The sequence below is a fragment of the Baekduia alba genome (assembly GCF_028416635.1).
Classification (GTDB): domain Bacteria; phylum Actinomycetota; class Thermoleophilia; order Solirubrobacterales; family Solirubrobacteraceae; genus Baekduia; species Baekduia alba.
The window spans coordinates 1,934,638-1,957,352 of the sequence record NZ_CP114013.1 but is presented as its reverse complement, the minus strand read 5'-3'; the positions used below and the strand labels follow the sequence as shown (position 1 = coordinate 1,957,352).

The 22,715-nt window shown below is 72.8% G+C and carries 23 protein-coding genes; 13 read left to right on the top strand and 10 right to left on the bottom strand.

Features of this window, described 5'->3' with window-relative positions; genetic code table 11:
* Nucleotides 1–32: 32 nt before the first annotated feature.
* Both DSM104299_RS09690 and cofH read right to left on the bottom strand, forming a co-directional pair.
* Nucleotides 33–416, bottom strand: a complete 384-nt coding sequence (locus DSM104299_RS09690; RefSeq protein ID WP_272477096.1) for a hypothetical protein — start codon at nucleotides 414–416, stop codon at nucleotides 33–35.
* Nucleotides 417–420: 4 nt separating this feature from the next.
* A complete protein-coding gene (gene cofH, locus DSM104299_RS09685; RefSeq protein ID WP_272477095.1) occupies nucleotides 421–2,652 on the bottom strand; it encodes a 5-amino-6-(D-ribitylamino)uracil--L-tyrosine 4-hydroxyphenyl transferase CofH in 2,232 nt (743 codons plus the stop codon).
* Nucleotides 2,653–2,695: 43 nt separating this feature from the next.
* Between cofH and DSM104299_RS09680 the strand changes: the two genes are divergently transcribed.
* Nucleotides 2,696–3,709, top strand: a complete 1,014-nt coding sequence (locus DSM104299_RS09680; protein ID WP_272477094.1) for an ABC transporter substrate-binding protein — start codon at nucleotides 2,696–2,698, stop codon at nucleotides 3,707–3,709.
* 19 nt (nucleotides 3,710–3,728) lie between these two features.
* Here DSM104299_RS09680 and DSM104299_RS09675 read toward each other — a convergent pair whose 3' ends face one another.
* The gene (locus DSM104299_RS09675) at nucleotides 3,729–4,091 is read right to left on the bottom strand and encodes a hypothetical protein (protein ID WP_272477093.1); all 363 of its coding nucleotides are present in this window, start codon (nucleotides 4,089–4,091) and stop codon (nucleotides 3,729–3,731) included.
* A gap of 82 nt (nucleotides 4,092–4,173) precedes the next feature.
* Nucleotides 4,174–4,350 carry a hypothetical protein gene (locus DSM104299_RS09670; RefSeq protein WP_272477092.1) on the bottom strand — a complete coding sequence of 59 codons (177 nt, stop codon included), beginning with the start codon at nucleotides 4,348–4,350 and terminating at the stop codon, nucleotides 4,174–4,176.
* Between the two features lie 201 nt (nucleotides 4,351–4,551).
* On the opposite strand from DSM104299_RS09670, the gene DSM104299_RS09665 reads away from it, so the two are divergent.
* The gene (locus DSM104299_RS09665; RefSeq protein ID WP_272477091.1) at nucleotides 4,552–4,683 is read left to right on the top strand and encodes a hypothetical protein; all 132 of its coding nucleotides are present in this window, start codon (nucleotides 4,552–4,554) and stop codon (nucleotides 4,681–4,683) included.
* Nucleotides 4,684–4,685: 2 nt separating this feature from the next.
* On the opposite strand, the gene DSM104299_RS09660 is transcribed toward DSM104299_RS09665, so the two are convergent.
* Complete coding sequence (locus DSM104299_RS09660) at nucleotides 4,686–5,132, bottom strand: nuclear transport factor 2 family protein (RefSeq protein WP_272477090.1); 447 nt, start codon at nucleotides 5,130–5,132, stop codon at nucleotides 4,686–4,688.
* Nucleotides 5,133–5,249: 117 nt separating this feature from the next.
* Here DSM104299_RS09660 and DSM104299_RS09655 point away from each other — a divergent pair, with 117 nt between their 5' ends.
* Nucleotides 5,250–5,825, top strand: a complete 576-nt coding sequence (locus DSM104299_RS09655; protein WP_272477089.1) for a TetR/AcrR family transcriptional regulator — start codon at nucleotides 5,250–5,252, stop codon at nucleotides 5,823–5,825.
* A 9-nt stretch (nucleotides 5,826–5,834) separates the two neighbouring features.
* Here DSM104299_RS09655 and DSM104299_RS09650 read toward each other — a convergent pair whose 3' ends face one another.
* The gene (locus DSM104299_RS09650) at nucleotides 5,835–7,145 is read right to left on the bottom strand and encodes an Nramp family divalent metal transporter (RefSeq protein ID WP_272477088.1); all 1,311 of its coding nucleotides are present in this window, start codon (nucleotides 7,143–7,145) and stop codon (nucleotides 5,835–5,837) included.
* Complete coding sequence (locus DSM104299_RS09645) at nucleotides 7,142–7,819, bottom strand: metal-dependent transcriptional regulator (RefSeq protein WP_272477087.1); 678 nt, start codon at nucleotides 7,817–7,819, stop codon at nucleotides 7,142–7,144. Before DSM104299_RS09645 ends, DSM104299_RS09650 begins: the two co-directional genes overlap by 4 nt.
* Before the next feature lie 71 nt (nucleotides 7,820–7,890).
* Here DSM104299_RS09645 and ygfZ point away from each other — a divergent pair, with 71 nt between their 5' ends.
* On the top strand, nucleotides 7,891–8,904 hold the full coding sequence (gene ygfZ, locus DSM104299_RS09640) for a CAF17-like 4Fe-4S cluster assembly/insertion protein YgfZ (RefSeq protein WP_272477086.1): 1,014 nt from the start codon (nucleotides 7,891–7,893) through the stop codon (nucleotides 8,902–8,904).
* A gap of 402 nt (nucleotides 8,905–9,306) precedes the next feature.
* On the opposite strand, the gene DSM104299_RS09635 is transcribed toward ygfZ, so the two are convergent.
* Nucleotides 9,307–11,025 (bottom strand): exonuclease domain-containing protein, encoded by a 1,719-nt coding sequence (locus DSM104299_RS09635; protein ID WP_272477085.1) that lies wholly within the window; start codon nucleotides 11,023–11,025, stop codon nucleotides 9,307–9,309.
* 76 nt (nucleotides 11,026–11,101) lie between these two features.
* On the opposite strand from DSM104299_RS09635, the gene DSM104299_RS09630 reads away from it, so the two are divergent.
* Together DSM104299_RS09630 and DSM104299_RS09625 are read left to right on the top strand one after the other, a co-directional pair.
* On the top strand, nucleotides 11,102–11,305 hold the full coding sequence (locus DSM104299_RS09630; protein WP_272477084.1) for a hypothetical protein: 204 nt from the start codon (nucleotides 11,102–11,104) through the stop codon (nucleotides 11,303–11,305).
* A gap of 182 nt (nucleotides 11,306–11,487) precedes the next feature.
* Nucleotides 11,488–11,877, top strand: a complete 390-nt coding sequence (locus DSM104299_RS09625) for a hypothetical protein (RefSeq protein WP_272477083.1) — start codon at nucleotides 11,488–11,490, stop codon at nucleotides 11,875–11,877.
* 25 nt (nucleotides 11,878–11,902) lie between these two features.
* On the opposite strand, the gene DSM104299_RS09620 is transcribed toward DSM104299_RS09625, so the two are convergent.
* Entirely contained in the window at nucleotides 11,903–12,430 is a 528-nt protein-coding gene (locus tag DSM104299_RS09620; RefSeq protein WP_272477082.1) for a hypothetical protein, read from the bottom strand.
* A 224-nt stretch (nucleotides 12,431–12,654) separates the two neighbouring features.
* On the opposite strand from DSM104299_RS09620, the gene DSM104299_RS09615 reads away from it, so the two are divergent.
* The 7 genes from DSM104299_RS09615 to DSM104299_RS09585 all read left to right on the top strand — a co-directional run bounded on the left by DSM104299_RS09615 (nucleotide 12,655) and on the right by DSM104299_RS09585 (nucleotide 21,888).
* Nucleotides 12,655–13,041, top strand: coding sequence for a MarR family winged helix-turn-helix transcriptional regulator (locus DSM104299_RS09615; protein WP_272477081.1), 387 nt, complete (start codon nucleotides 12,655–12,657; stop codon nucleotides 13,039–13,041).
* Complete coding sequence (locus DSM104299_RS09610) at nucleotides 13,038–14,651, top strand: MFS transporter (RefSeq protein WP_272477080.1); 1,614 nt, start codon at nucleotides 13,038–13,040, stop codon at nucleotides 14,649–14,651. The genes DSM104299_RS09615 and DSM104299_RS09610 overlap by 4 nt, the downstream gene beginning before the upstream one ends.
* 103 nt (nucleotides 14,652–14,754) lie before the next feature.
* Nucleotides 14,755–15,690, top strand: coding sequence for a magnesium transporter CorA family protein (locus DSM104299_RS09605; RefSeq protein ID WP_272477079.1), 936 nt, complete (start codon nucleotides 14,755–14,757; stop codon nucleotides 15,688–15,690).
* A 111-nt stretch (nucleotides 15,691–15,801) separates the two neighbouring features.
* On the top strand, nucleotides 15,802–17,055 hold the full coding sequence (gene ccrA / locus DSM104299_RS09600; RefSeq protein ID WP_272477078.1) for a crotonyl-CoA carboxylase/reductase: 1,254 nt from the start codon (nucleotides 15,802–15,804) through the stop codon (nucleotides 17,053–17,055).
* A 4-nt stretch (nucleotides 17,056–17,059) separates the two neighbouring features.
* Complete coding sequence (locus tag DSM104299_RS09595; protein WP_272477077.1) at nucleotides 17,060–17,431, top strand: hypothetical protein; 372 nt, start codon at nucleotides 17,060–17,062, stop codon at nucleotides 17,429–17,431.
* Nucleotides 17,432–17,530: 99 nt separating this feature from the next.
* Nucleotides 17,531–19,351: a methyl-accepting chemotaxis protein gene (locus DSM104299_RS09590; RefSeq protein WP_272477076.1), complete on the top strand. Its 1,821-nt coding sequence runs from the start codon at nucleotides 17,531–17,533 to the stop codon at nucleotides 19,349–19,351.
* Nucleotides 19,352–19,416: 65 nt separating this feature from the next.
* Nucleotides 19,417–21,888, top strand: a complete 2,472-nt coding sequence (locus DSM104299_RS09585) for a GGDEF domain-containing protein (RefSeq protein WP_272477075.1) — start codon at nucleotides 19,417–19,419, stop codon at nucleotides 21,886–21,888.
* 16 nt (nucleotides 21,889–21,904) lie between these two features.
* Here DSM104299_RS09585 and DSM104299_RS09580 read toward each other — a convergent pair whose 3' ends face one another.
* Entirely contained in the window at nucleotides 21,905–22,675 is a 771-nt protein-coding gene (locus tag DSM104299_RS09580; RefSeq protein ID WP_272477074.1) for a SigB/SigF/SigG family RNA polymerase sigma factor, read from the bottom strand.
* Between the last annotated feature and the right edge of the window lie 40 nt (nucleotides 22,676–22,715).

Sequence of the window (22,715 nt, the reverse complement as noted above, 5' to 3'; positions counted from 1 at the left end):
GAACCTAGCGAGGACGAGCGCCGGCCGACCGGCTAGGCGACGGTCAAGACCACGGCGGCCACCGCGGCGAACAGCAGGACGATGGCCAGCAGCCCGCCCGCCAGCGTCTGGAGCATCCGGTCCTCGTCGCTGAGCGCCAGGCCCGCGAGCCGGGACTCCGACCACTTGAACAGCGCGAGCGACGCGACCGCGTCGGCGGCCAGCACCGCCCACGGCGCCCACGACGGCGCAAGCGCGACCGTCCCGACCAACACCACGATGGCGATGACGATCGCGCCCGCCAGGTACGCGCCGAGCGACCGGCGCAGCACCTGCGGCGCGACCTCCGCGGCAGGACGGGCCCGCGGCGTCGCCCGTGGCGGTGCCGGCGCCGCCACGTCGCCCGCCCGCGCCGCCCGGCGGCGGGACCGACCCATAGGTCTACGCCGCCGCCTCGCGCGGCGCGCCCAGCGGGTGCTCGCGCAGGATGTCGTACAACGTGGACCGCTCGGCCGCCGGCCGCCCGGCCGCGTGCGCGGCCGCGACCAGCTCCGGCGGATCCAGCTTGACGCCGTGGTACGACCCGGCCAGGCGGGAGATCGACTCCTCCATCAACGTTCCGCCGAGGTCGTTGACGCCCCAGCGCAGCGCCTCGGTCGCCGCGTCCAGGCCCATCTTCACCCACGACGCCTGCACGTTGCGGATGGACTTGCCCAGCGCCAGCCGGAACACCGCGGTGTGCTTGAGGTTCTCCTCGCGCGAGATCTCCTCGACCCCGTGCGTGCGCCCCAGCAGCGTCATGAACGGGATGAACGACAGCGGCACGAACTCCGTGATCCCGCCCGTGCGCTCCTGCAGCTCGCGGACGACGTGCATGTGCGTCGCCAGCTCCCACGGCTCCTCGATGTGGCCGAACATCACCGTCGACGTCGACCGCAGCCCGGCGCGATGCGAGGCCTCGATGATCTCGACCCACCGCGCGACCGGCAGCTTGTTGGGGCTGATGCGCTCGCGGACGCCGTCATGCAGCACCTCCGCGGCGGTCCCCGGCGTCGACCCCAGCCCGGCGTCGCGCAGCTGCGCGAAGACCGCGGCCGGCGGCAGCCCGCTGATGTCGCACATGTGCGCGATCTCCATCGGCGAGTAGGCGTGCAGATGCAGCTGCGACGCCTCGTCCTTCGCGACCCGCAGCCAGTGCAGGTAGTCGTCCAACTTCCAATCGGGATGGATGCCCGACTGCATGCACAACTCGGTCGCGCCGTAGTCCACCGCCTCGCGCACGCGCCCCCGGAACTCCTCCTCGTCGTGCTGGTAGGCGTCGGGCGAGCGCTTGCCCTGCCCGAACCCGCAGAACGCGCAGCCGACGACACAGACGTTGGACACGTTGATGTTGCGGTTCACGACGAACGTCACGGTGTCGCCCGCCAGCTCGGCGCGCAGCGCGTCGGCGCCGGCGCGCATCTCCTCGATCGCGCTCGCGTCGGTCGACGCGAACATCGCGGTGAGCTCCTCGATGGACAGCGGCTCGCCGGCGCGCCCCCGCGCCACCGCGGGCCCGACGAGGTCTGACTGGATCGCGAACGGCGCCTCCGTCCGCCCCGAGCCGCGGCGCGGGATGAAGGACCAGTACTTGACCTTCACGACATCCAGCACATGCTGCTCGACCCACTCCGGGTCCAGGTACTTGCCGTACACGCACAGCCGCTCGGTCAGGGCCACGCCGTCCTGCGCCAGGCGCTTGCGCACCTGGTGCGGCGACGGGAACGGGTGCTCGGGCGAGATGTGGTCGCCGTTGGCGCTCAGCCCACCGAGGTCCGTCGCGCCCGCCGCGACCAGCTCGGGCCAGTGCTCGCTCAGGTTCGGCGGCACCTGGATCCCGACGCCGGGCATCAGCTCGCGCGCGACCGCGATCACGTCGACCAGGTCCTCCAGCGAGATCGCCGAAGCCCACTCCGGCACGCCGACCACGGCCCGCCCGCCCACGTCGCGCAGCCCCGTGCGCCAGAACCGCTCGGCCGCCTCGGTCGCGATGTCGGCCGGCTCCTCGCCGTAGTACTTCCGGTGCGGGACGAAGTTCTGGAGGATGACCTCCTGCAGGTGGCCATGCTCCTCGTGGACCGCGGCCAGCGCCCGCAGGGCGTCGACCCGATCCTCGCGCGTCTCCCCGATCCCCATCAGGATCCCCGACGTGAACGGGATCTTCAGCTCGCCGGCCATCCGGATGGTCTGCAGCCGCAGCTCCGGGTCCTTGGTCGGCGACCCCTGATGGGCGACGAGGTCGGCGCGCGTCGACTCCAGCATCAAGCCCTGCGACGCCGTCACCTCGCGCAGCCGCGCCAGCTCCTCGCGCGACACCGCGCCGAGGTTGGTGTGCGGCAGCAGGCCGCGCTCGAGCGCCTGCTCGCAGCACCACACGACGTAGGCGACGAAGTCCGGGAAGCCGAGCTCCTGAAGCCGGGCCCGAACGCCCGGGTGATGAGCCGGGTCGTCCCCGGTCAGGACCAGCAGCTCCTTCACGGACCGCTTCGCCGCCCCGTCGAGCAGCGCCAGCACCTCATCCGGCGTGTGCAGATGGGTCTGGTGCGTCTGGAAGGCGCAGTACTTGCAGTGGGAGACGCAGGTCCGCGACAACGAAAGCGTCACGTTCCGCGAGAAGGTCACACGACGGCGCACCTGCCTGATCCTACGACGCTGTCGCGAGTACCCTGCGCCGCCGATGTTCCGACGCGCCCTCGCCGCCCTCCTCGTCGCTGCCGCGACCGTCTCCGCCGCCGGCTGCGCGGGCACAGACAGCAGCGACAGCCGGCCCGACGCGGACGCCGACCTGATGCTCGACTTCACGCCCAACGCGGTGCACGCCGGCATCTACCTGGCGCTCCAGCGCGGCTACGACGACGCCGAGGGCGTCCACCTCGACGTCCACCCGCCCGGCGAGTCGACCGACGGCATCAAGGCGCTGCTCTCCGGCCAGGAGGACTTCGCGCTGGTCGACATCCACGACCTCGCGCTCGCCGACGCCAAGGGCAAGGACATCGTCGGCGTGATGGCGCTCGTCCAGACGCCGCTCGCGGCGGTGCTCGCGGCCGACGGCGCGAGCGTCAAGCGACCCAGCGACCTCGAGGGCCGCAAGGTCGGCGTCACCGGCCTGCCCTCCGACGACGCCGTCCTGGACTCGATCGTCAAGGGCGACGGCGGCGACCCGGGCAAGGTCCGCAAGGTCACGATCGGCTTCAACGCCGTGCAGGCGCTGCTGTCGGGCAAGGTCGCGGGCGCGACCGCGTTCTGGAATGCCGAGGGCGTCGCGCTGAAGCACCAGCGGCCCGCGGCGCGCGAGTTCAAGGTCGACGACTACGGCGCGCCGTCCTATCCCGAGCTGGTCCTCGCCACGACGCGCGAGACGCTGGAGACCGACGCGCCCGTCGTCCGGGCGACGATCCGCGCGCTGCGCCGCGGCTACGAGAGCGCGATCAACGACCCGGACTCGGCCGTCTCGGCGCTGACCGACGAGGAGCCGACGCTCAACCGGACGCTGACGTCCGAGCAGCTCGACGCCGTCAGCCCGTCCTTCATGGCCGGCGCCGACTTCTTCGGCCAGCTCCAGCCCGCCGTGCTGGCCAAGTGGGCGACGTGGGAGCAGCGGTTCGGGATCGTGAAGAAGAAGCCCGATGTCGCCGCGATGTTCGACACCCAGGTCGCGCGCTCGGGCCTGAAGTCGGACCCGGACGCGTAGCCGCGAGCGCGGCGCGCCCCTACTGGGCGCGGATCCGCTGGAACTCCTGGCGCACCGACTCGGGCCGGCCCCACATCTGGACGACCTCGACGCGGCCGGAGCGCGCCTCGCGCACCGCGATCTCGCCGTCCAGCCCCGCCTTGTCGAGCAGCGCGAGCGCGCCGTGGACCGCGGGCGCGGCCGACGCGTGGCCGAAGCGATGCGCCACGAGGATGCGCCAGTGCCAGTCGTTCTTCGAGTACGGCTGCGCGTTGACGGTGCTGAGGTAGACCGCCGCGTTGACGTAGCGCGACTCGTCGTGGATCCGGACGTCGATCTCCAGATCGGTCCAGTCGTCGGGCAGCGAGGCGACGATCTCGTTGAAGGTGTCGGCGAGGGCCATCGCGCCCAATCGTATCGGCCGACCCCGCCTCCGCCGCGGCCACCCTCACCAAGGTCGCCGACCCGATCGGCGACGCCTCCGCCTACCAGTTCTCCAATCTTGGCACCAACAACGAGGTCTTCGTCGCGCGCTGGAACTGCGCAACGGTGACCGACCCGCCGGCCGCGCCGGCCCTGCCGGCCGCACCCAGCGGCGGCGGCACGCCGCCGTCCGCGCCCGTCGGCACCGCGGGCGCCCCGCCCGTGCCGACCAAGCCCAAGCCGGTCGCACGACTGTCGGCCGCCGACGGTCCTCGCCCAGTCGGTCGCGTTCCCGCCGACCAGGACGTGCGCCAGCCGCCGCAGCTTCGGGATCCGCCTGCGCGTCCCGAAGGGCTCGGACGTCGTCTCGGCCACCGTCAAGGTCGACGGCAAGACCGTCGCGGTGCGCAAGGGCACACGGCTGCGCTCGACCGTCGACCTTGCGCAAGCTGCCCAAGGGGCGCTTCACCGTCGCGATCGCGCTGAAGCTGAAGGACGGCCGCACGGTCAAGGGCGAGCGCAAGTACCGCACGTGCGCGGCCAAGCGCAAGGGCGGCAATCCCAAGGTGTAGGCCTACGCGCCGGCCAGGTGGGCCGCGAGCTCCTCCCCGCGGCCCATCAGCAGCGCGGCCGCGACCGGGTCGGTGTAGTCGCGCGAGTGCACGATCACGCCGTCGCGCACGGTCATGACCATCGCGAAGCGCAGCGCGAACGGCGCGCCGCCGGGCAGGTGCTCGCCGTGCAGCGTGTACTCGACCAGGACCGTCTCGCCGTCGGCGCCCGCGTGGATCGCGGCGTCCTCGACGCGCAGGTAGCGCCGCACGTCCCGCGAGGCCTCGAGCTGCGCGCGCACCGGGTCGCGGCCGCTCGCGGTGCGCCCCGCGAGCAGCGGCGGGCCGAACGGCAGCTCGACCTCGACCGAGGCCGCGTAGTGCGCGGCGACGCGGTCGGGATCGCCGGAGACGATGGCCTCGAGGAAGCTCTCGGCGACGGCGGTGGGCGTGGTCGCGGCTGCGGGCATGGCGGCGTGCTCCTGGGGAGAGGGATCCGGGGAAAGGTGAGGCCGTAGAATCGGAACGGTGGCCCCGCTTCCACGATACGGGGCGTGCGCCCCGGTTGTCAACGCGGGGCGCGCGCGGTGACCGGCGAGCGTCCGCTGCGCGCCGACGCCCGGCGCAACCGCGACAAGGTGCTCGCCGCGGCGACCGTCGCGTTCGCCACCGACGGCGCGACCGTCCCGCTGGACGACATCGCGCGCCGCGCCGGCGTCGGCGCGGGCACGGTCTACCGGCACTTCCCCACCAAGGAGGCGCTGTTCGAGGCCGTCGTCCTCGCACGCTTCACCGCGCTCGTCGGCTTCGCGCGCGATCAGGCCAGCGCCGAGCGCGATCCCACCGACGCGCTGTTCGCGACGATCGGGCACCTGGTCGTCGACTCGGCCGCCAAGCGCGACCTCGTCGACGCGCTGCACGGCGCCGGCGTCGATCTCGGGCCGGCGCTGCTGGCGGCGGGCGAGGAGCTGCGTGAGGCGCTCGGGGCGCTGCTCGCGCAGGCCCGCGACGCCGGCGGCGTGCGCGACGACGTCGCCCTGAGCGACCTGATGGGGTTGCTCTCCGGCGCGATCCACACCGCGTCGGGCAGCGGCCACGCCGCCGTCGCCCCCGCCCTCGCCGCGCAGGTGCTGTGCGATGGCCTGCGGCCGCCGCGCTCGTGACTCAGGGCGTTAGACCTTGACCAGGCCGAAGGTGTCGACGAGCAGGAAGATGTTCAGCGCGGAGATGACCACCGCGACGAGCGCCGCGACGACCGTCGTCAGCTGCCGGTTGACCAACGACCCCATGATGTCCTTGCGGCGCGTGAGCAGCACCAGCGGGACGAGCGCGAACGGGATGCCGAAGCTCAGCACGACCTGCGAGATGACCAGGGCCTTGGTCGGGTCGACGCCGATCGCCAGGACGATCAGCGCCGGCGCCATCGTCACCGCGCGGCGCAGCGCGATCGGGACCGTGCGGGCGATGAAGCCCTGCATCACGACCTGGCCGGCGTAGGTGCCGACCGAGCTCGACGCGAACCCGGACGCCAGCAGCGCCAGCGCGAACGCGACGCCCGCGGACGGCCCGACGAGCTCGTTGAACCCGGCGTGCGCCTTCTCGATCGTGTCGACGTCGCTCCCGCCGCTGGTGTAGAACAGCGACGCGGCGATGATCAACATGGACATGTTGATCAGGCCGGCGACCGTCATGGCGATCGTCACGTCGACGCGGTTGAACCGCAGCAGCAGGCGACGCTCGTCGTCGTCGCGCGGCACGACGCGGTTCTGGGTCAGCGCCGAGTGCAGGTAGATGACGTGCGGCATGACCGTCGCGCCGAGGATGCCGGTCGCCAGCAGGATCGAGTCGCTGCCGTCGAAGTGCGGGACGAAGCCCTTGGCCGCGTCGCCGGCGTCGAAGCCGATCTTGAGCGTGTCATACAAGAACCCGAGGAGGATGACCGCGAGGAACCCGATGATCGCCAGCTCGAAGCGCCGGTAGCCCTTGGACTGCAGCCCGAGGATCGCGAACGCGACGAACGCGGTGATGATGCCCGAGGGCAGCAGCGGGATGTTGAACAGCAGGTTGAGCGCGATGGCGGCGCCGACGAACTCGGCGAGGTCGGTCGCCATCGCGATCAGCTCCGCCTGCACCCACAGGCCCCAGGTGACCGGCCGCGAGAAGTGCATGCGGGCCAGCTCCGGAAGGTTGTGCCCGGTCGCGATGCCGATCTTCGCCGAGAGGTTCTGGATCAGCATGGCCATCAGGTTGGCCGCGAGCAGGACCCAGAGCAGCATGTACCCGTACTTGCTGCCGCCGGCGATGTTGGTGGCGAAGTTGCCGGGGTCGACGTAGGCGATGCACGCGACGAAGGCGGGGCCGAGCAGCGCGAGCCGCGCCTTGAGGCCGCCGGGCGCGCGCAGGTGCGTGGCGCGGCGCAGGGAGACGGGCGCGGGCAGGACGGCGGCGTCGGCGCCGCCGGGCTCGTTCGGCGGCGCGCTCACGCGGAGGTCACCTCGACGCGCATCGCCGCGGCCAGCCGGCCGCCGAGCGGATGGACGTCGGGGCAGGCGCCGAAGCGCGCGAAGATCGGGCCGCCGAAGGGCTGCTGGTCGACGACCGTGAACGTGTCGCCGGGCGCGATCCCGCGCGCGCCGAGGTAGCGCAGCATCTCCGGGTCGGAGTCGGAGACGCGGAGCAGCCGTCCGGTGTCTCCGGTCTGCAGCTCATCCATGCCCACGGTCCGCGCCTCGACGATCTTCAGGTCCTTGGTCGGGATGGGATCCCCGTGCGGGTCGATCGTCGGGTGGCCGAGCTTGGCCGCGATGAGCTCCTCGAGCTCCTCGGAGAGCACGTGCTCGAGCACCTCGGCCTCGTCGTGCACGCGATCCCAGGGCACGCCGAGCTCCTCGGCGAGGAAGCGCTCGAGCAGGCGGTGGTGGCGCAGGACCTCGAGCGCGACCTTCAGCCCGCGTTCGGTCAGGGCGACCCCGCGGTAGGGCACGTGCTCGACCAGGCCGAGGCCGTCGAGCTTCTTGACCATCGACGAGGCCGACGCGGCCGACACGCCCATGCGCTCGGCGAGCGCGTTGGTGGAGACCGCGCCGTCGCAGCGGCGCTCCAACGAGTAGATGGCCTTGGCGTAGTCCTGGACCGCGGAAGAGACTTGGAGCGTCACGCGATTGAAGTTTAGCCGAGACTGAAAATCTCTTCAACCATACGTCCAGCCAGGCTTCGTATGCTCGAGACATGGCCACGGTCGATGCTGTCGCAACGGGGTACGAGGCCTGCCGGGACGGCGCCGGGTTGGTCGACCGCTCCGAGGCGGGCAAGCTCCTGCTCACGGGCGAGCAGGCGCGCGAGTTCCTGGACGGCCAGGTGAGCAACGCGGTCGTCGCGCTGGCGCCCGGGACCGGCGTCTACGCGACGCTGCTGACCAACAAGGGCCGGATGCTCGGCGACCTGCGCGCGCTGGCCGTCGACGACGACGGCTCACTGCTGCTGGTGACCGAGCGCGTGGCGCTGCAGGCGCTGTTCGACCAGGTCCGTCGCGGCCTGATCGGCTGGAAGGCCGCGCTGCACAAGCGCACGCTCGAGCTGGGGCTGCTGTCGCTCGTGGGCCCGCGCGCGGAGGAGACCGCCCGCGCCGCCGGGCTGCCGGTGCCGGGCCCCGACGAGCACGACGTCGTGGCGCTGCCCGCGACCGGCGCGGTCGCGACGACCGCCCCGCTGGCGCCGCTGGGCGCGACCGACCCGGCGCCGATCGCCGGCGTCGTGGTGCGGACCGACGCCGGGCTCGACGTGCTGGCGCCCGCCGGCGACGTCGCGGCGGTGCGCGCGGCGCTGCTCGCCGCGGGCGCGGTCGAGGCCTCGGAGGCGGCGGCCGAGATCGTCCGGGTCGAGTCCGGCCGCCCGCGCTACGGCGTCGACCTCGACGAGACCGTCATGCCCGAGGAGGCGGGGATCGTCGACCGGGCCGTGAGCTTCAAGAAGGGCTGCTACGTCGGCCAGGAGACCGTCGCGCGCCTGCACTGGAAGGGCAAGCCGAACCGCCACCTGCGTGGCCTGCGCCTGTCCGCGCCGGTCGCGCCGGGCACCCCGATCCTCGCCGGCGACCGCGAGGTCGGCCGCGTGACCTCCGCGGTCGCCTCGCCCCGCGTCGGCCCGATCGCGCTCGCGATCCTGCGCCGCGAGATCGCCCCGGGCGACCACGTGGCGATCGGCGCGGTCGACGCCGAAGTGGTCTCGCCGCCGTTCACCTGAGCGCCCGCGGCCACACCCCGGCCGCTGGCGCGAGGCGGTCGCGTCCGTCCGAGCGACCGCCCTCGCGCCAGTGGTCGGGGTGCCGCCGTCGGACGACGCGCCCGGCCCTCAGCCGACGTCGGGCGCGCGTCCTCCGGCAACGAGGATCCGGTCGAGCCGTCGCAGCGGCCCGACCGAAGCCCCGGATACAACCGTGGCGATCCGTGCCACACCGCCGAGCGCGTCACCCCCTGAGGGCTCCCCGACCCGGCGAGGAAACTTCCTGGTGGAGATCTTGCAGAGGTTCGGCGCTTAATGCGCTCGTACATCTGCCGAATTGCGCCCCACTTCTGGGCCCCGGCGCCCGATACGAGCGCCAACGCGCCACCCGACGCACATGCGCCGCTCGCAGATCTCCCAGGTTCAGGCCGCGGCGGTCAGCGCGCGCCCGACGAACCGCTCGACGCGGGCGCGGGTCGTCTCCGGCGTCAGCCGCAGCTCCAGCGACGGATGCGACGCCAGCCACGTCGTCGCGATGCGCATCTGCGCGCTCTCGTCGGGCGTCGCGGTCGGCGGCGCGGCCGACGGCCTGGTCGCGGGGAGCAGCGGCTCGGTGACCGTCCACGCGGGCAGGTCGTCGGTCAGCGGCGCCCAGTGCGCGATGCGCCCGCCGACCAGCCACAGCGCGTCGAAGCGCGCGGCCTCCGGATGCGAGGCGAGCACCAGCCGCGGGCGCGTGTGGGTCGCCGACGGCGTCCCGCCCAGCCGCTCCAGCAGCACGGCGAGCCGCGCCCGGCGGCGCTGGAGCCAGCCGGCGCGCTCGAAGCGCTCCTCGGCCGCCGCGCGGCGCATCTCGTCGTCGAGATGGCGCAGCAGCGCCTTGCCGCCGTCGCCCTCGCCGCTGAACAACGCCAGCGCCTCGTCGAGGCGGCGGCGGTACGCGTTCGGGTCCAGGTCGCCCAGGCACGGCGACAGGCAGCGCCCCATCTGGCCGTAGGCGGACGGGAACTCGCGGCGCTTCATCCCCCGGCCGCAGTGGCGCAGGGCGAACAGCGAGGTGAGCTGCTCGACCAGCTCGGCCGCCGCGAAGCGCCCCTGCAGCGGCCCGACGTTGACCGCCAGCCCCGGCGCCGGCTCCACGCCGATCTCCAGCACCGGATAGGCGATGTCCAGCCGGCAGCGCAGGTAGACCCAACGGTCGTCGTGCTTCATCCGCTCGTTGCCCGGCGGGCGCAGCGCCTTGATCAGCCGGTGCTCGGTCAGCAGCGCGCCGACCTCGGAGTGCGTCTCGACGTGGTCGACGATCTCCGCCTGGGCGACCCACGCGCCGTCCGGCGACGAGGGCCGGAAGTGCGCCTTGGCGCGCGCGCGGATGTCCACCGACTTGCCCACGTACAGCGGCTGGCCCTCGGGGTTGCGGAAGATGTAGACGCCGGGCTCGGCCGGCAGCGCCGAGCAGTCGACCTTGCGGCGGCGGACGCCGAGCATCGCCCCGCTGCCGCCGCCGTCGGTCCGGCCGCCGCGCGCGGCTCGCCGCCGGCGCGACTTCAGCAGCGCCAGCGCCTGCCCCACGCTCCCGGCGTTGGCGCACAGCCGCGGGAACAGCGCGCAGAACACGCGCGCGCACGTCTCCGCGTCGGCCAGCGCGCGGTGCGACACCTCGACGTCGATCCCCAGCGACTCGGCCAGCAGCTTGAGCTTGCGCTGGCGCGCCAGCGGATGCAGCTGGCGCGCGAGCGCGACCGTGCACAGCACCGGCGGGTCCGGCCACGCGACGCCCGCGCGCGCGAACGCCTGCGCCAGCACGCGCCGGTCGAACGCGGCGTTGTGGGCGACGAGCACCCGCCCGTCGAGCTGGTCGGCGAGCTCGGGCAGCGAGACCTCGGCCGGCGGTGCCTCGTCGACCATCGTCTGCGAGATCCCGGTGAACCGCTGGATCCCGCGCGAGAGCGGCGCGCGGACCTGGACCAGCGTCTCCCACCGCTCGTGCAGCTCGCCGCCGCCGACGAGCACCGCGCCGATCTCGGTCAGCTCGCACTGCTCGCCGCCGAGCCCGTTGGTCTCGGTGTCCACCACCAGGAACTCGGCGGTGGCGAGCGGGTGGTCCAGGATCGTGGAGGGAACGTCGACGTCAACTGCCATGGCGAACGTGTGTTTGTACTCCCGCCTTCGGACGGCGTGCACGACTCGACCGCCGATGGGGGTACCGTGCAGGTGCATGACGACGTCCGCCCCGCACGATCCCGCGCTCGAGGAGCGCACCCGCCAGGCGTGGAGCACGTACCGCGACGGCCTGACCGACCTCTCCGGGCGCCGCTACGACGACGCCGAGGCCGAGGCGTGGGATCTCCTCCAGGATGCTCTCGGCCAGATCGAAGCCGACCGCGCGGCGTCCCACACCGGTGGAGACAGCCCCGGTTGACTCAGGGCTCCTGAAGTGGTCCTGGCGTCCAGCGCTCCGCTCGGCTAGGGTTCCGGCCGGGTCAACCAGCAGCCCTCTGGGTACTGGGGTGATCCGGGTCGAGGATGAGGAGCCAGAGGCCAGCTATGCGCAGGACGCCCCGAAAGGCAGCGGTCGCCGCTTGCGCGACCACGGCCGCCTTCGTGCTGGTCTCTTGCGGTGACAGCGATCACAAGTACGCCAACGCCGAGCGGCCGCCGACGCCGATCGTCGTCAGCGCGGCGATCAACGACCAGTCCGTGATCGTCTCGCCGCGGAAGTTCGGCGCCGGCCCGATCACGCTGATCATCTCCAACCAGTCATCGGCCTCCCAGCAGGTGACGCTGGAGACCGACGATCAGCCCGGCGACTCCGGCCCCGGCCAGAAGGCGATCGCGACGGGCCCGATCAACCCCCGCGAGACCGCGTCCGTCAAGGGCCAGGTCGTGGAGGGCACCTACGCCCTGCGCGTCGGGGGCGACGGCGTGAAGCCGGCGACGATCCTGGTCGGCAAGGAACGCCCGACGTCGCAGAACGACCTGCTGCAGCCCTAGGGCGCCGCAGTGGCGGCAACGGCCGTCAGTCGGTCGTGAACGGCGTGGTCTTGTCCGCCGTGCGATGGAACGTGAGCGCCTTGGCGTCGAAGGCGTAGTCGCGCTCGCGGAGCTTGGCGGGGCAGCAGAGGTCGTCGCCCTTGGCGAACTTCGGCTCGAGGATGCTGAGCGTCGTGCCGTTGACCCGCAGCGCGGCGTCGTAGAGCGACTGCACGCGGAAGACGACCTTCAGCGACGTGTCGTCGTTGCCGGTCGTCGTCTGGCCGTGGGTCGAGAAGACGTACAGCGCGACCGCACCCGCCGCCCCGCCGGTGGACACCAGGATCAGCGCATCCTGCCGCCCGTCGCCGGTGACGTCGACGAAGCCCGACCGCGGATCGACGATCGCCTGCTTGTCGGTGAGCATCCGCTTGACGCCGGCGCTCGTGGCGCTGTCGTCGAGCAGCTTCTGCGTGAAGACCGTCTGCGACGGCGTCGGCTCGGCGACCGACGACGCGGGAGCCGCGACCAGCAGGACCGCGGCGGCGAGCAGACCGATCGTCAAGCGACGCATGGCTCGCATCCTAGTTCCCGCCGGGAGGTCGGCCGCGGTGTGAGCGTCGGTCGACGACGCGGCCGGCGGCGCAGGCCAGGACCGGCGGTGGCGACGTCGGACCGCCCGTCTTGCCAGACCGGTGCGCGTCCGCAATACTTGCGTGCATGCAAGCAAGCAGTGCAGCCACGGAAGCGACCCCCGCCGCGTTGGCGGAGGCGCTGGCGGATCTGTGGCGCGTCATCATGAAGGGATCGACGCAGGAGCTGTACCGCCTGCTTGCCGAGCTGGATCTGTCGATGACCCAGCTCAAGCTGCTGCACGTCCTCGTCGAGAGCCAGACCGAGATCTCGGTCAAGGAGCTCGCCGAGGCGCTCTCGATGTCCCTCCCCAACGCCTCCCGGACCGTCGACGCCCTGCTTCAGCGCGGCCTCGTCGAGCGCCGGGAGGACGAGCACGACCGGCGCATGAAGCGCGTGGGCGCCAACGACAAGGCCCGCGACGTGATCGACCGCGTCGACACGGCGCGCCTGCAAGGCCTCGAGGCCTGGGCCGCCGACCTCACCCCCGTCCAGCGCAAAGCGCTCCTGGACGCCCTCTCCCTCCTCCCCAAGGAGCCCTCCACTCCATGACCTCCCCCACCCACGCCCAGCTCCGGACCCGGTTCGTCAACGAGGAGAACCGCCGCTGGTGGACCCTCGCGGCGATGTGCTTCGCGCTGTTCATGATCATGTTGGACAACACGGTCGTGAACGTCGCGCTGCCGTCGATCCAGAAGGACCTCGACGCCTCGATCAGCGGCCTCGAGTGGACCGTCAACGCCTACACCTTGAGCTTCGCGGTCCTGCTCGTCACCGGCGGTCGCCTCGGCGACATCTTCGGCCGCCGCCGGATGTTCCTGTTCGGCGTCGTCACGTTCGGCCTGTCCTCCGGCTTCATCGGCCTCAGCCAGTCCGACGCGTGGCTCGTCACCGGCCGCGCGATCCAGGGCATCGGCGCCGCGTTCATGATGCCGGCCACGCTGTCGATCATCACCAACGCGTTCCCGCCCGAGGAGCGCGGCAAGGCGATCGGGACCTGGGCCGGCGTGTCGGCGATGGCGCTGGCGATCGGCCCCGTCGTCGGCGGCTTCCTGGTCGAGAACGTCTCCTGGCAGTCGATCTTCTTCCTCAACCTGCCGGTCGCCGTCGCCGCCGTCGCGGTGACCCTCTTCGCGACGCACGAGTCGCGCGACGAGACCGCGCCGCCCTCGATCGACTACGCCGGCGTCGGCACGCTCACGATCGGCCTCGGCGCGCTGGTCCTCGCGCTCGTCGAGGGCAACGCGTGGGGCTGGGGCTCGGGCCGGATCATCGGCCTGCTCGCCGCCGCGGTCGTCGGGCTCGTCGCGTTCGTCGTCATCGAGGCCCGCATCGCCAACCCGATGGTGGACTTCAAGTTCTTCCGCTCGCGCTCCTTCGCGGGCGCGAACGTCGTCGCGTTCGTCGTCAGCTTCGCGATGCTCGCGACGTTCTTCTTCTTCGCCCTCTACCTCCAGAACATCCATCACTACTCGCCGCTGCAGACCGGCGTGCGCTTCCTCCCCACGACCGGCGTGATCATCGTCGTCGGACCGATCGCCGGCCGCCTCAGCGACCGCATCGGGCCGCGCCCGCTGATGACGCTCGGCCTCGTCCTGACCGCGATCTCCCTGTTCTGGCAGGGCCACGTCGCGGCCGACACGTCCTACGGCTTCCTCGTCGGCGCCTTCGTGCTGATGGGCCTTGGGATGGGCCTGATCATGTCCCCCATGTCGACCGCCGCGATGAACGCGGTGGACCCGACCAAGGCCGGCGTCGCCTCCGGCGTGCTGTCGATGAGCCGGATGGTCGGCGGCACGTTCGGCGTCGCCGCGATGGGCGCGCTCATCACCACGCTGGGCCGCCACAAGATCGACGAGCTGCTGCCGCAGGTGCCGGACGCGACCCGCCACGACCTCGCCGCGAACCTCGGGGCGGGCGGCGCCACGAGCGGCGGCCCGGCCGCCGTCCACAGCGCGGTCGAGCAGGCGTTCCTGTACGCCTTGAACGACGGCCTGCGGATCGCGGCGGTGGTGTGCGCGATCGGCGCGGTCGCCGCCTGGCTGCTGGTCGCGCCCGGCGTCCCCCACCGCCAGCCGGTCCACGACGCCGCCAGCTCCGAGGCCGGGACCGGCGACGCCGGCGCCGAGCTCGGCGCCGCGGCGGAGACCGTGCTGGCTTAGCCCTGCGGGTCTCGCCCTCTGGGCGAACACCCGCGACCGAACCCCGCCTGCCCTGGGCGGGCGTTCGGCAGTTCCGACCTGCGCCGGCGGGATGATCCCGCCGGTGCAGGTCCTCCACTCCGTCGACGACCCGGCGATCCCCGAGCTCCTCGACCGCGGCGAGTTCTTCTGGCTCAAGCTCCACGGCTGCTCCAACGAGCAGATCGCCGACGTCGGCCAGCGCTTCGGCCTCCATCCGCTCGCGATCGAGGACTCCCAGGAGTTCGGGCAGCGCCCCAAGCTCGACGACTACGGCACGACCGCGCTGCTGGTCTTCTACGGCATCGAGCCCGACGGCCGCCCGGTCGAGGTCCACTTCCACGTCTCCGGCCAGTGGATGATCACGCTCCACCACGGCCTCCACGAGCTCCTGCACGCCGCGCAGGAGCGGATCGTGCGCGAGACGCCCAAGACCGAGGAGGAGGCGATCTACCGCGTCCTCGACGCGCTGACCGACTCGTTCTTCCCGGTCCTCGACGGCGTCGACGACCGCATCGACGAGCTCATGGACGCGATGCTCGAGAAGCCGAGCCAGGACCAGCGCGAGGACCTGTTCCACCTCCGCCGCAAGCTCATCGAGCTGCGCCGGATCGCGACGCCCCAGCGCGACATCCTCGCCCGCGGCGGCGACATCCTCGGCCGGCTGCCGGGCCTGGAGGCCGACGACGCACGCGACTGGTTCCGCGACGTCTACGACCACCTCGTCCGGATCTCCGAGCTGATCGACTCCTACCGCGACCTGCTCTCCGGCGCGCTCGACCTGTATTTGAGCACGGTCTCCAACCGCCTCAACGCGATCTCCAAGCAGCTCACGGTCGTCGCGACGATCTTCCTGCCCCTGACGTTCGTCACCGGGTTCTTCGGCCAGAACTTCGGGACGCTCGTCCGCCACATCAACACCCCGGCCGCGTTCTGGGGCTACGGCGTCGGCAGCATGGTGCTCTCGGCACTGGCGCTGCTGTGGTTCTTCCGGCGCCAGGGCATCCTGTCCGACGAATGAACGTTCGCGTCTCGGCGGCCCCTCCTAGCCCGATCTGGCGTATGGTTCGCGCCTTCGCAGCGCCCGCAGCGCCCCTACGAACCACGATTCCCAAAGGGTCCCACCGAGAACATGGCCGTTGATGTGACGCAGGTCGCCACCGTCGACACCGAGCCCGGCACGCTGCCGGACACGATGACCGCATGGGTCATCCGCGAGGAGCGGTTCGGCGAGCCCAAGGACGCGTTCCAGCTCGAGGAGATCGAGGTACCGGAGCCCGGTGCCTTCGAGGTGATCGTCCGCGTCATGGCCGCGGGCGTCAACTACAACAACGTCTGGGCGGCACTCGGCAAGCCGGTGTCCGTCATGAAGTACGGCGACCACCCCGAGTACGGCCACCACATCGGCGGCTCGGACGCCTCCGGCGTCGTATGGAAGGTCGGCGCCGGCGTCACCCGCTGGAAGGCCGGCGACGAGGTCGTCCTGCACTGCAACCAGGCCTCCTACGAGGATCCCGAGGTCCACGGCCTCGACCCGATGGCCGCCCCGTCGCAGAAGATCTGGGGCTACGAGACGACCTGGGGCTCCTTCGCGCAGTTCACGAAGGTCCAAGCTCAGCAGCTGCTGCCCAAGCCGGCGGCCCTGACCTGGGAGGAGGCCGCGTCCTACGGCCTCGTCTACTTCACCGCCTGGCGCATGCTCATGACGCGCTGCAACCTCCAGGCCGGCCAGAAGGTCCTGATCTGGGGCGCCGCCGGCGGCCTCGGCGTCTTCGCGACGCAGATCTGCAAGGCGGCGGGCGCCGAGTGCGTCGGCGTCGTCAACTCCGACGAGAAGGGCGCGCTCGTCGAGCAGCTCGGCGCCAAGGGCTTCATCAACCGCAACGCGTTCAGCGGGATGATGCGCAAGGGCGGCGAGACGCCCGAGGAGGAGAAGGCGCGCTTCAAGGAGTCGCGCCGGTTCGGCAAGGCGGTCGAGGAGATCCTCGGCGGCGCGCCCGACATCGTCTTCGAGCACGTCGGGACGGCGACGTTCCCGACCTCGGTCCTGACCGTCAAGCCGTTCGGCAAGGTCGTCATCTGCGCCGGCACCACGGGCTTCAACCTGGACTTCGACGTTCGCTACCTGTGGATGAAGCAGAAGGAGATCCTCGGCTCGCACTTCGCCAACGCGTACGAGTGCCTGAAGGCCAACGAGCTCATCGAGTCGGGCGCCATCCGACCGGTGCTGTGGCGTACCCTGGGCTTCGATGGCGTCGCCGAGGCCCACCAGCTGATGAAGGACAACAAGCACGCGGGCAAGATCTCCATCTTGGTCGGCGCCGAGAAGGAGGGCCTGGGCAAGACCGCCGACGGGCCCGGAGCCATTTACGCGGAGGTGGGCTAGGCCCATGGCAGGAATCGTCCACGTCCCCTGGTACGCCACGGTCTTCCGTGGCGACAAGCTCGAGGCGGCGCTCGCCGACATCGCGCCGGTAGCCCTGCGCTACGGCGCGACGGCGTACCAGGTGCAGCGCAACCGCGACGACGCCTACAAGCTGCTCCAGATGGCCTCGTTCGAGACCAAGGAGCAGTGGGAGTCCTACTGGTACGGGCCGGAGTTCAACCGCTTCCGCGCGGCGAACCAGTCGCTCTACCAGGTCCCGATCCTCTACTCGTGGAACGACCTCATCGTCGAGGGCCACACCGACGACGCGCGCACGCACAGCGACGAGCGCGTCGAGGCGGGCGCGATCGCCGCCGACGAGGGCCCGGGCGAGTAGCCCTCAGCGCCTTGCGCTCCGGTGCGTCGTCCTCAAACGGACGGCGCACCGGCCGATCACCGCGGGAAGCCTCCCAAGCCCCCAGGAGCCCCTCCCGCAATGCCGCAGCTGTTCCGCTGGACCATCGGCCGCAAGCTCGCCGCCGCCTTCGCCGCCGTCGTCGCCCTCTTCTCCGCCGCGCTGATCCTCGCGCTGGCCATGCAGTCCTCCGCCAACCACCACTGGCAGGAGCTCGAGCACTGGCAGAAGGGCCAGGACGCCATCGCGCGCCAGGTCGCCGGCTCGCGCCAGCAACAGGCCGCCCAGGCGCTGTACGCCGCCACGTTCGACCCCAAGTACAAGGCCGAGTGGGAGGCCGGCGTCAAGATCTCCGACGCCGCGTCGGAGTCCGCCGCGGCGCTGCACGACCCGACGATCACCCGGATCTCCGAGAACGCGGCGGCGGCCGACCACCTCCACGACGAGAACGTCAACGGCAAGCTCTTCCCGGCCGTCGCCCGCGGCGACCACGCCGCCGCGCTGGTCGCGCTGCGCAAGGTGGACAAGTACGTCCGCGGGCCGATCGGCGCCTCCGAGAAGATCGCGGGCTACCTGGCGCGCCAGCGCCAGGTCAGCGTCCGCGGCGCGCAGCAGGCGTCCGACAACGCCAAGCGCGTGACGATCGTGGCCCTGCTGCTCGGCATCCTGCTCGCCGCCGCGGTCGCCATCGCGATCACGCGCTCGCTCGCCGGGCGCGCCAAGCGCATCGGCATCGCGGCCCGCCACCTCGCCGAGGGCGACACCGAGCACCGACTCGACGTCCCCGGCGACGACGAGCTCGCGGTCACCGCCCGCCACTTCGGCAAGGTCGTCGACTCGCTGCGTGCGATGAGCGTCGCGGCCGGCCGCGTCGCCGCCGGCGACCTCACCGCCACCGTCACCCCGCGCTCGGAGCGCGACGCGCTCGGCCAGGCCTTCGCCGCGATGATCGAGCAGCTGCGCGAGCTCGTCGCCAGGCTGTCGGCGTCGGCGTCGCACCTGGCGACCGCCTCGCGGGAGATGGCGCAGTCCTCGTCGGAGACCGGCCGTGCCGTGGACGACATCGCCCGCGCCGTCGGCGACGTCGCGGCCGGCGCCGAGCGCCAGGTCACCGCGATCGCCTCCGCGCGCTCCAGCGCGTCCAACCTGTCCGGCGCGGTCGCGGCCGGCGCCGACGGCGCCCGCGAGACCGCCGCCGCGGCCGCCGCGGCCGCCCGCGCGGCCGGCGTTGGCGCCCAGGCCGTCACCGCCGCGACGGCCGCGATGGCCGCCGTCCAGGCCTCGTCGGCCGACGTGACCGCCGCGATCCGCAGCCTCGGCGACAAGTCAGGCGAGATCGGGTCGATCGTCGGCACGATCGGCGGCATCGCCGAGCAGACCAACCTGCTGGCGCTCAACGCCGCGATCGAGGCGGCCCGGGCCGGCGAGCAGGGCCGCGGCTTCGCGGTCGTCGCCGAGGAGGTCCGCAAGCTGGCCGAGGAGTCCCAGGCCGCGGCGCGCACGATCGCCGCGCTGATCGCCGCCATCCAGACGGAGACGACCCGCGCGGTCGGCGTCGTCGACGACGGCGCGCAGCGCACCGCGCAGGGCGCGGAGGTCGTCGACCAGGCCCGCGAGGCGTTCGACCGCATCGGCGAGGGCGTCCGCGACATGGACGCGCGCGTCGCCGGGATCGCCGCCGCCGTCGCGGAGATCGCGGTCTCCAGCAAGCGCATGGAGGACGATCTCGACGCCGTAGGCGCCGTGGCGGAGTCCTCGTCGGCGACCTCGGAGGAGGTCTCCGCCTCGACCGAGCAGACCTCGGCCTCCACGCAGCAGATCGCGGCCTCCGCCCAGGAGCTGGCGGCTACGGCGCAGGAGCTCGAGGCGCTCGTCGGCCGCTTCACGGTGGCGGCGTCATAACCGGGGCGTCCACGTCCCGCCGATGGGGTATGCGGTCCGTGCCCTCAGCGGCCGATCACGCGGGTATGTGCGCCGCCGTCCAGCGCGAGATCCCGGATCGCCAGGCCCTGCTCGACGCCCTCGCGGCGGCGACCGCGGCTGGGCGCTCGGGGCTGCTCGTGCTCGTCGACGTCGACGAGCTGCGCGAGCACAACCGGCTGCACGGCCTGGCCGCGGGCGACGCGCTCCTGGCCGCCGTCCACGAGCGGCTGGGCGCCGACGCGACATTCCACTACATGGGCGACGCCTTCGCGTTCCTCGCGCTCGGCACGCCCGACGAGGTGCTGCGCGCGGTCGCCGTCCGGCTCGACGCGCTGAGCAGCGCCGCGCCCGCGCTCGGCTGCTCCTTCGGCACCGCGCAGCTGACCGCCGACCGCCCGGATCCTGCGGCGCTGCTGACCGCCGCCGAGCGCCGCCTGACCGACCAGCAGGGCCGCGGCCCGCTGCCCGAGGACCGCATCCTGGAGGCGCTGGACCCGCTCGTCGCCGCGACCTGGCCCGCCGCGCACGCGCGCGCCGAGCGCGTCCGCGCCCTGGCGCCGGTGATCGCGGGCCGCCTCGGCGTCAAGGCGCCCGAGCGCGAGCGCATCCGCCGCTGCGCGGCCCTCGGCGGCGATCCTGGCCTCGCCCACCTCCACGCCCACCTCGACGGCCTGCCCACGCTCGCCCACACCCGCGCGGTCCTGCGCGCCCTGGACGACGCCCTGACCGGCAGCGCCCCGCTGCACCCCGACGACCTCGCCGCCCAGGTCATCGCGGCGTGCATCCCCGGCACCGACGCGACCGCCGGCCTCGAGCCGCGCGTCGCCGCCGCGCGCGACGCCCAGCTCTCCGCCCACGACCTCGCCCCCACGCTGGTCCTGCCGGCCGAGCCGGAGCTGGCCGCGTCGTTCGACGACCCGCACGCCCAGCGCCTCGCGTCGCTCGCGCGCCTGCACAGCCTCATCGACGCCGCCGGCCACATCGACGACCCGGCCGACCTCGAGCGCTCGCTGCAGGCCGTCGCGCAGGCGATCTCCGAGACGCTCGGCTTCGGCAACGTCGTCATCAACCTCTACCGGCCCGAGTGGGACGACTACATCGTCGGCACCGTCTTCGGTGCCGACGAGGTGCGCGACAGCCTGGTCGGCGCGACCTACGACTGGCCGATGTGGGAGCAGGTGCTCGACGAGCGGTTCCTGCATCGCGGCACCTACCGCGTCTACGCCGGCGACTTCGACTGGAACGAGCAGGCCGGTCGACGCTACGTGCCCGACCTCGACACGCTCGACGACCCGCGCGCCTGGCAGGCCGAGGACGAGGTGTTCGTCACCTTCCACCAGGCCGACGGCTCGCTCGGCGGGATCCTGAACGTCGGCGCGCCGGTCGACGGCCTGCGCCCCAGCGACGCCCAGCTCGACACGCTCGTCGTCGCCCGGCACGCGGCGCGCGCCGTGGAGCGCGCGCAGGCCGCCAGCGTCGCGCTCTCCCATCGCCGCGGGCTGGAGCAGCTGCTGGCGATCTCGACCGAGCTCACGCGCGCCGAGGAGGCCGCCGGCGTCCTGGAGGCGGTCGTCGACGGCGTCGCCGACGCGCTGGGCTTCGCGACCGTCTCGGTCCACCTCGCCGACGCGCCGGCCGCACCGCTGGCGCTCGCCGCCCGCAGCGACCGCGACGGCCCGCGCGCCGGGCTCGTCCTCCCGACCACGCTGGACGGCATCGCCGCGCTGCTGACGCCCGACGTGGAGACCGCCGGCTGCTTCCTGCTGTCCCGCGACGAGGTCCGCCGCCGCGTGCCCGCGCTGCGCGCCGTCGCGCCCTCGCGCCTCAACGGCCGCGGCCCGCGCGCGTGGACCAACCACTGGCTGCTCGTCCCGTTGATCGGCCACGCCGGCGACGCGATCGGCGTCGTGCTCGCCGACGACCCGCTCGACCACCTGCTGCCGACCACCGAGCGCCTCCAGGCGCTGCGGCTGTTCGCCAACCAGGCGGCCAACGCCTTGGAGACGATCGACCAGCGCGAGCAGCTGCGCGTGCTGGCCGAGCGCGACCCGCTCACGCGGCTGCTGAACCGCCGCGCGCTGATGGCCGACCTCGAGGAGGCCGTCGCCGACGTGCAGGCCGACGGCCGGCCGGCGGCGCTGGCCTACTGCGACCTCGACGGCTTCAAGCGCCTCAACGACCGCCACGGCCACAGCGCCGGCGACGAGCTGCTGCGGACCTTCGCCGAGATCCTGACGGACTCGATCCGCCCCGAGGACCGCGCCTACCGCGTCGGCGGCGACGAGTTCGCGCTGCTGCTCTGCGGATGCGACGAGACCGAGGCCGACCGCGTCGTCCGGCGCGTGCTCAACGAGCTGCAGCGCCGCGCGGGCGCGGCGGGCACCGGCGGCGTCGTCGTCGGCGCGTCGTTCGGCGTCGCGGTCGCGCGCAGCGGCGGCCTGGACGCCGCCCGCCTGCTCCACAGCGCCGACTCCGCGATGTACGCGCGCAAGCGCTCAGGCTCAGGTCGAGCCTGAGGGTCGGCCCCTGGCGCTACGCCGCCGGCGACTTGTCGATGTCCAGGCGCAGCTTGGCGATCGACTGCCGGATGATCCGCGACACCTGCATCTGCGACACGCCGATGCGGGTGGAGATCTCGGTCTGCGTGAGGTCCTCGGCGAAGCGCAGGCGCAGCACCTCGCGGTCGCGCTCGCTGAGGACGTCCATCGCCTCGTCGAGCAGGACGCGCATCTCCGCACGCTCCAGCTCGACGTCGCGGCCGCCGATCGAGTCGGCGAGCGTCATGTCCTCGCCGGTCGGCTCGTCCAGCGACCGCGTGCGACGGGCGCCGACCGACTGGATCGTCGCCAGCACCTCCTCGAACGGCGCGTCGATCGCGTCGGCCAGCTCCTGCACGGTCGGCGAGCGGCCGAGCGCGCCGGTCAGCTCGTCGCGCTTCTTGGCGACCTCGAGCTGAAGCTCCTGCAGCCCGCGCGGGACGCGCATCGCCCAGGTGCGGTCGCGGAAGTGGCGCTTGATCTCCCCCAGGACGGTGGGGGTGGCGTACGAGGAGAAGCGCACCTCGCGCGTGAGGTCGAAGCCCTCGATCGCCTTCATGATCCCGACGCAGGCGACCTGGACGAGGTCGTCCATCGGCTCGCCGCGCCCGGCGTAGCGCCCAGCCAGCGCGCGGGCCAGCGGCAGCATCTCCTCGGCGAGCTGATCGCGCGCACGCGTGTCCCCGCCGTGGTGGTAGCGGCGCAGCAGATCCTGCTCCCGCGCGGCGCGGGCGGCGGTCTCGATGTGCCCCCCTGGCTCGGCCATCCCCACAGGAGGCTATCGGCCGGCCGGTCAGGAGGCAGAC

What these genes read in the sequence shown, in the direction of transcription:
- DSM104299_RS09690 (WP_272477096.1), bottom strand. Translation starts at nt 416, where the DNA reads ATGGGTCGGTCCCGCCGCCGGGCGGCGCGGGCGGGCGACGTGGCGGCG.
- DSM104299_RS09680 (WP_272477094.1), top strand. Translation starts at nt 2,696, where the DNA reads ATGTTCCGACGCGCCCTCGCCGCCCTCCTCGTCGCTGCCGCGACCGTC.
- DSM104299_RS09675 (WP_272477093.1), bottom strand. Translation starts at nt 4,091, where the DNA reads ATGGCCCTCGCCGACACCTTCAACGAGATCGTCGCCTCGCTGCCCGAC.
- DSM104299_RS09660 (WP_272477090.1), bottom strand. Translation starts at nt 5,132, where the DNA reads ATGCCCGCAGCCGCGACCACGCCCACCGCCGTCGCCGAGAGCTTCCTC.
- ygfZ (WP_272477086.1), top strand. Translation starts at nt 7,891, where the DNA reads ATGGCCACGGTCGATGCTGTCGCAACGGGGTACGAGGCCTGCCGGGAC.
- DSM104299_RS09635 (WP_272477085.1), bottom strand. Translation starts at nt 11,025, where the DNA reads ATGGCAGTTGACGTCGACGTTCCCTCCACGATCCTGGACCACCCGCTC.
- DSM104299_RS09630 (WP_272477084.1), top strand. Translation starts at nt 11,102, where the DNA reads ATGACGACGTCCGCCCCGCACGATCCCGCGCTCGAGGAGCGCACCCGC.
- DSM104299_RS09620 (WP_272477082.1), bottom strand. Translation starts at nt 12,430, where the DNA reads ATGCGTCGCTTGACGATCGGTCTGCTCGCCGCCGCGGTCCTGCTGGTC.
- DSM104299_RS09615 (WP_272477081.1), top strand. Translation starts at nt 12,655, where the DNA reads ATGAAGGGATCGACGCAGGAGCTGTACCGCCTGCTTGCCGAGCTGGAT.
- DSM104299_RS09610 (WP_272477080.1), top strand. Translation starts at nt 13,038, where the DNA reads ATGACCTCCCCCACCCACGCCCAGCTCCGGACCCGGTTCGTCAACGAG.
- ccrA (WP_272477078.1), top strand. Translation starts at nt 15,802, where the DNA reads ATGGCCGTTGATGTGACGCAGGTCGCCACCGTCGACACCGAGCCCGGC.
- DSM104299_RS09595 (WP_272477077.1), top strand. Translation starts at nt 17,060, where the DNA reads ATGGCAGGAATCGTCCACGTCCCCTGGTACGCCACGGTCTTCCGTGGC.
- DSM104299_RS09590 (WP_272477076.1), top strand. Translation starts at nt 17,531, where the DNA reads ATGCCGCAGCTGTTCCGCTGGACCATCGGCCGCAAGCTCGCCGCCGCC.
- DSM104299_RS09585 (WP_272477075.1), top strand. Translation starts at nt 19,417, where the DNA reads ATGTGCGCCGCCGTCCAGCGCGAGATCCCGGATCGCCAGGCCCTGCTC.
- DSM104299_RS09580 (WP_272477074.1), bottom strand. Translation starts at nt 22,675, where the DNA reads ATGGCCGAGCCAGGGGGGCACATCGAGACCGCCGCCCGCGCCGCGCGG.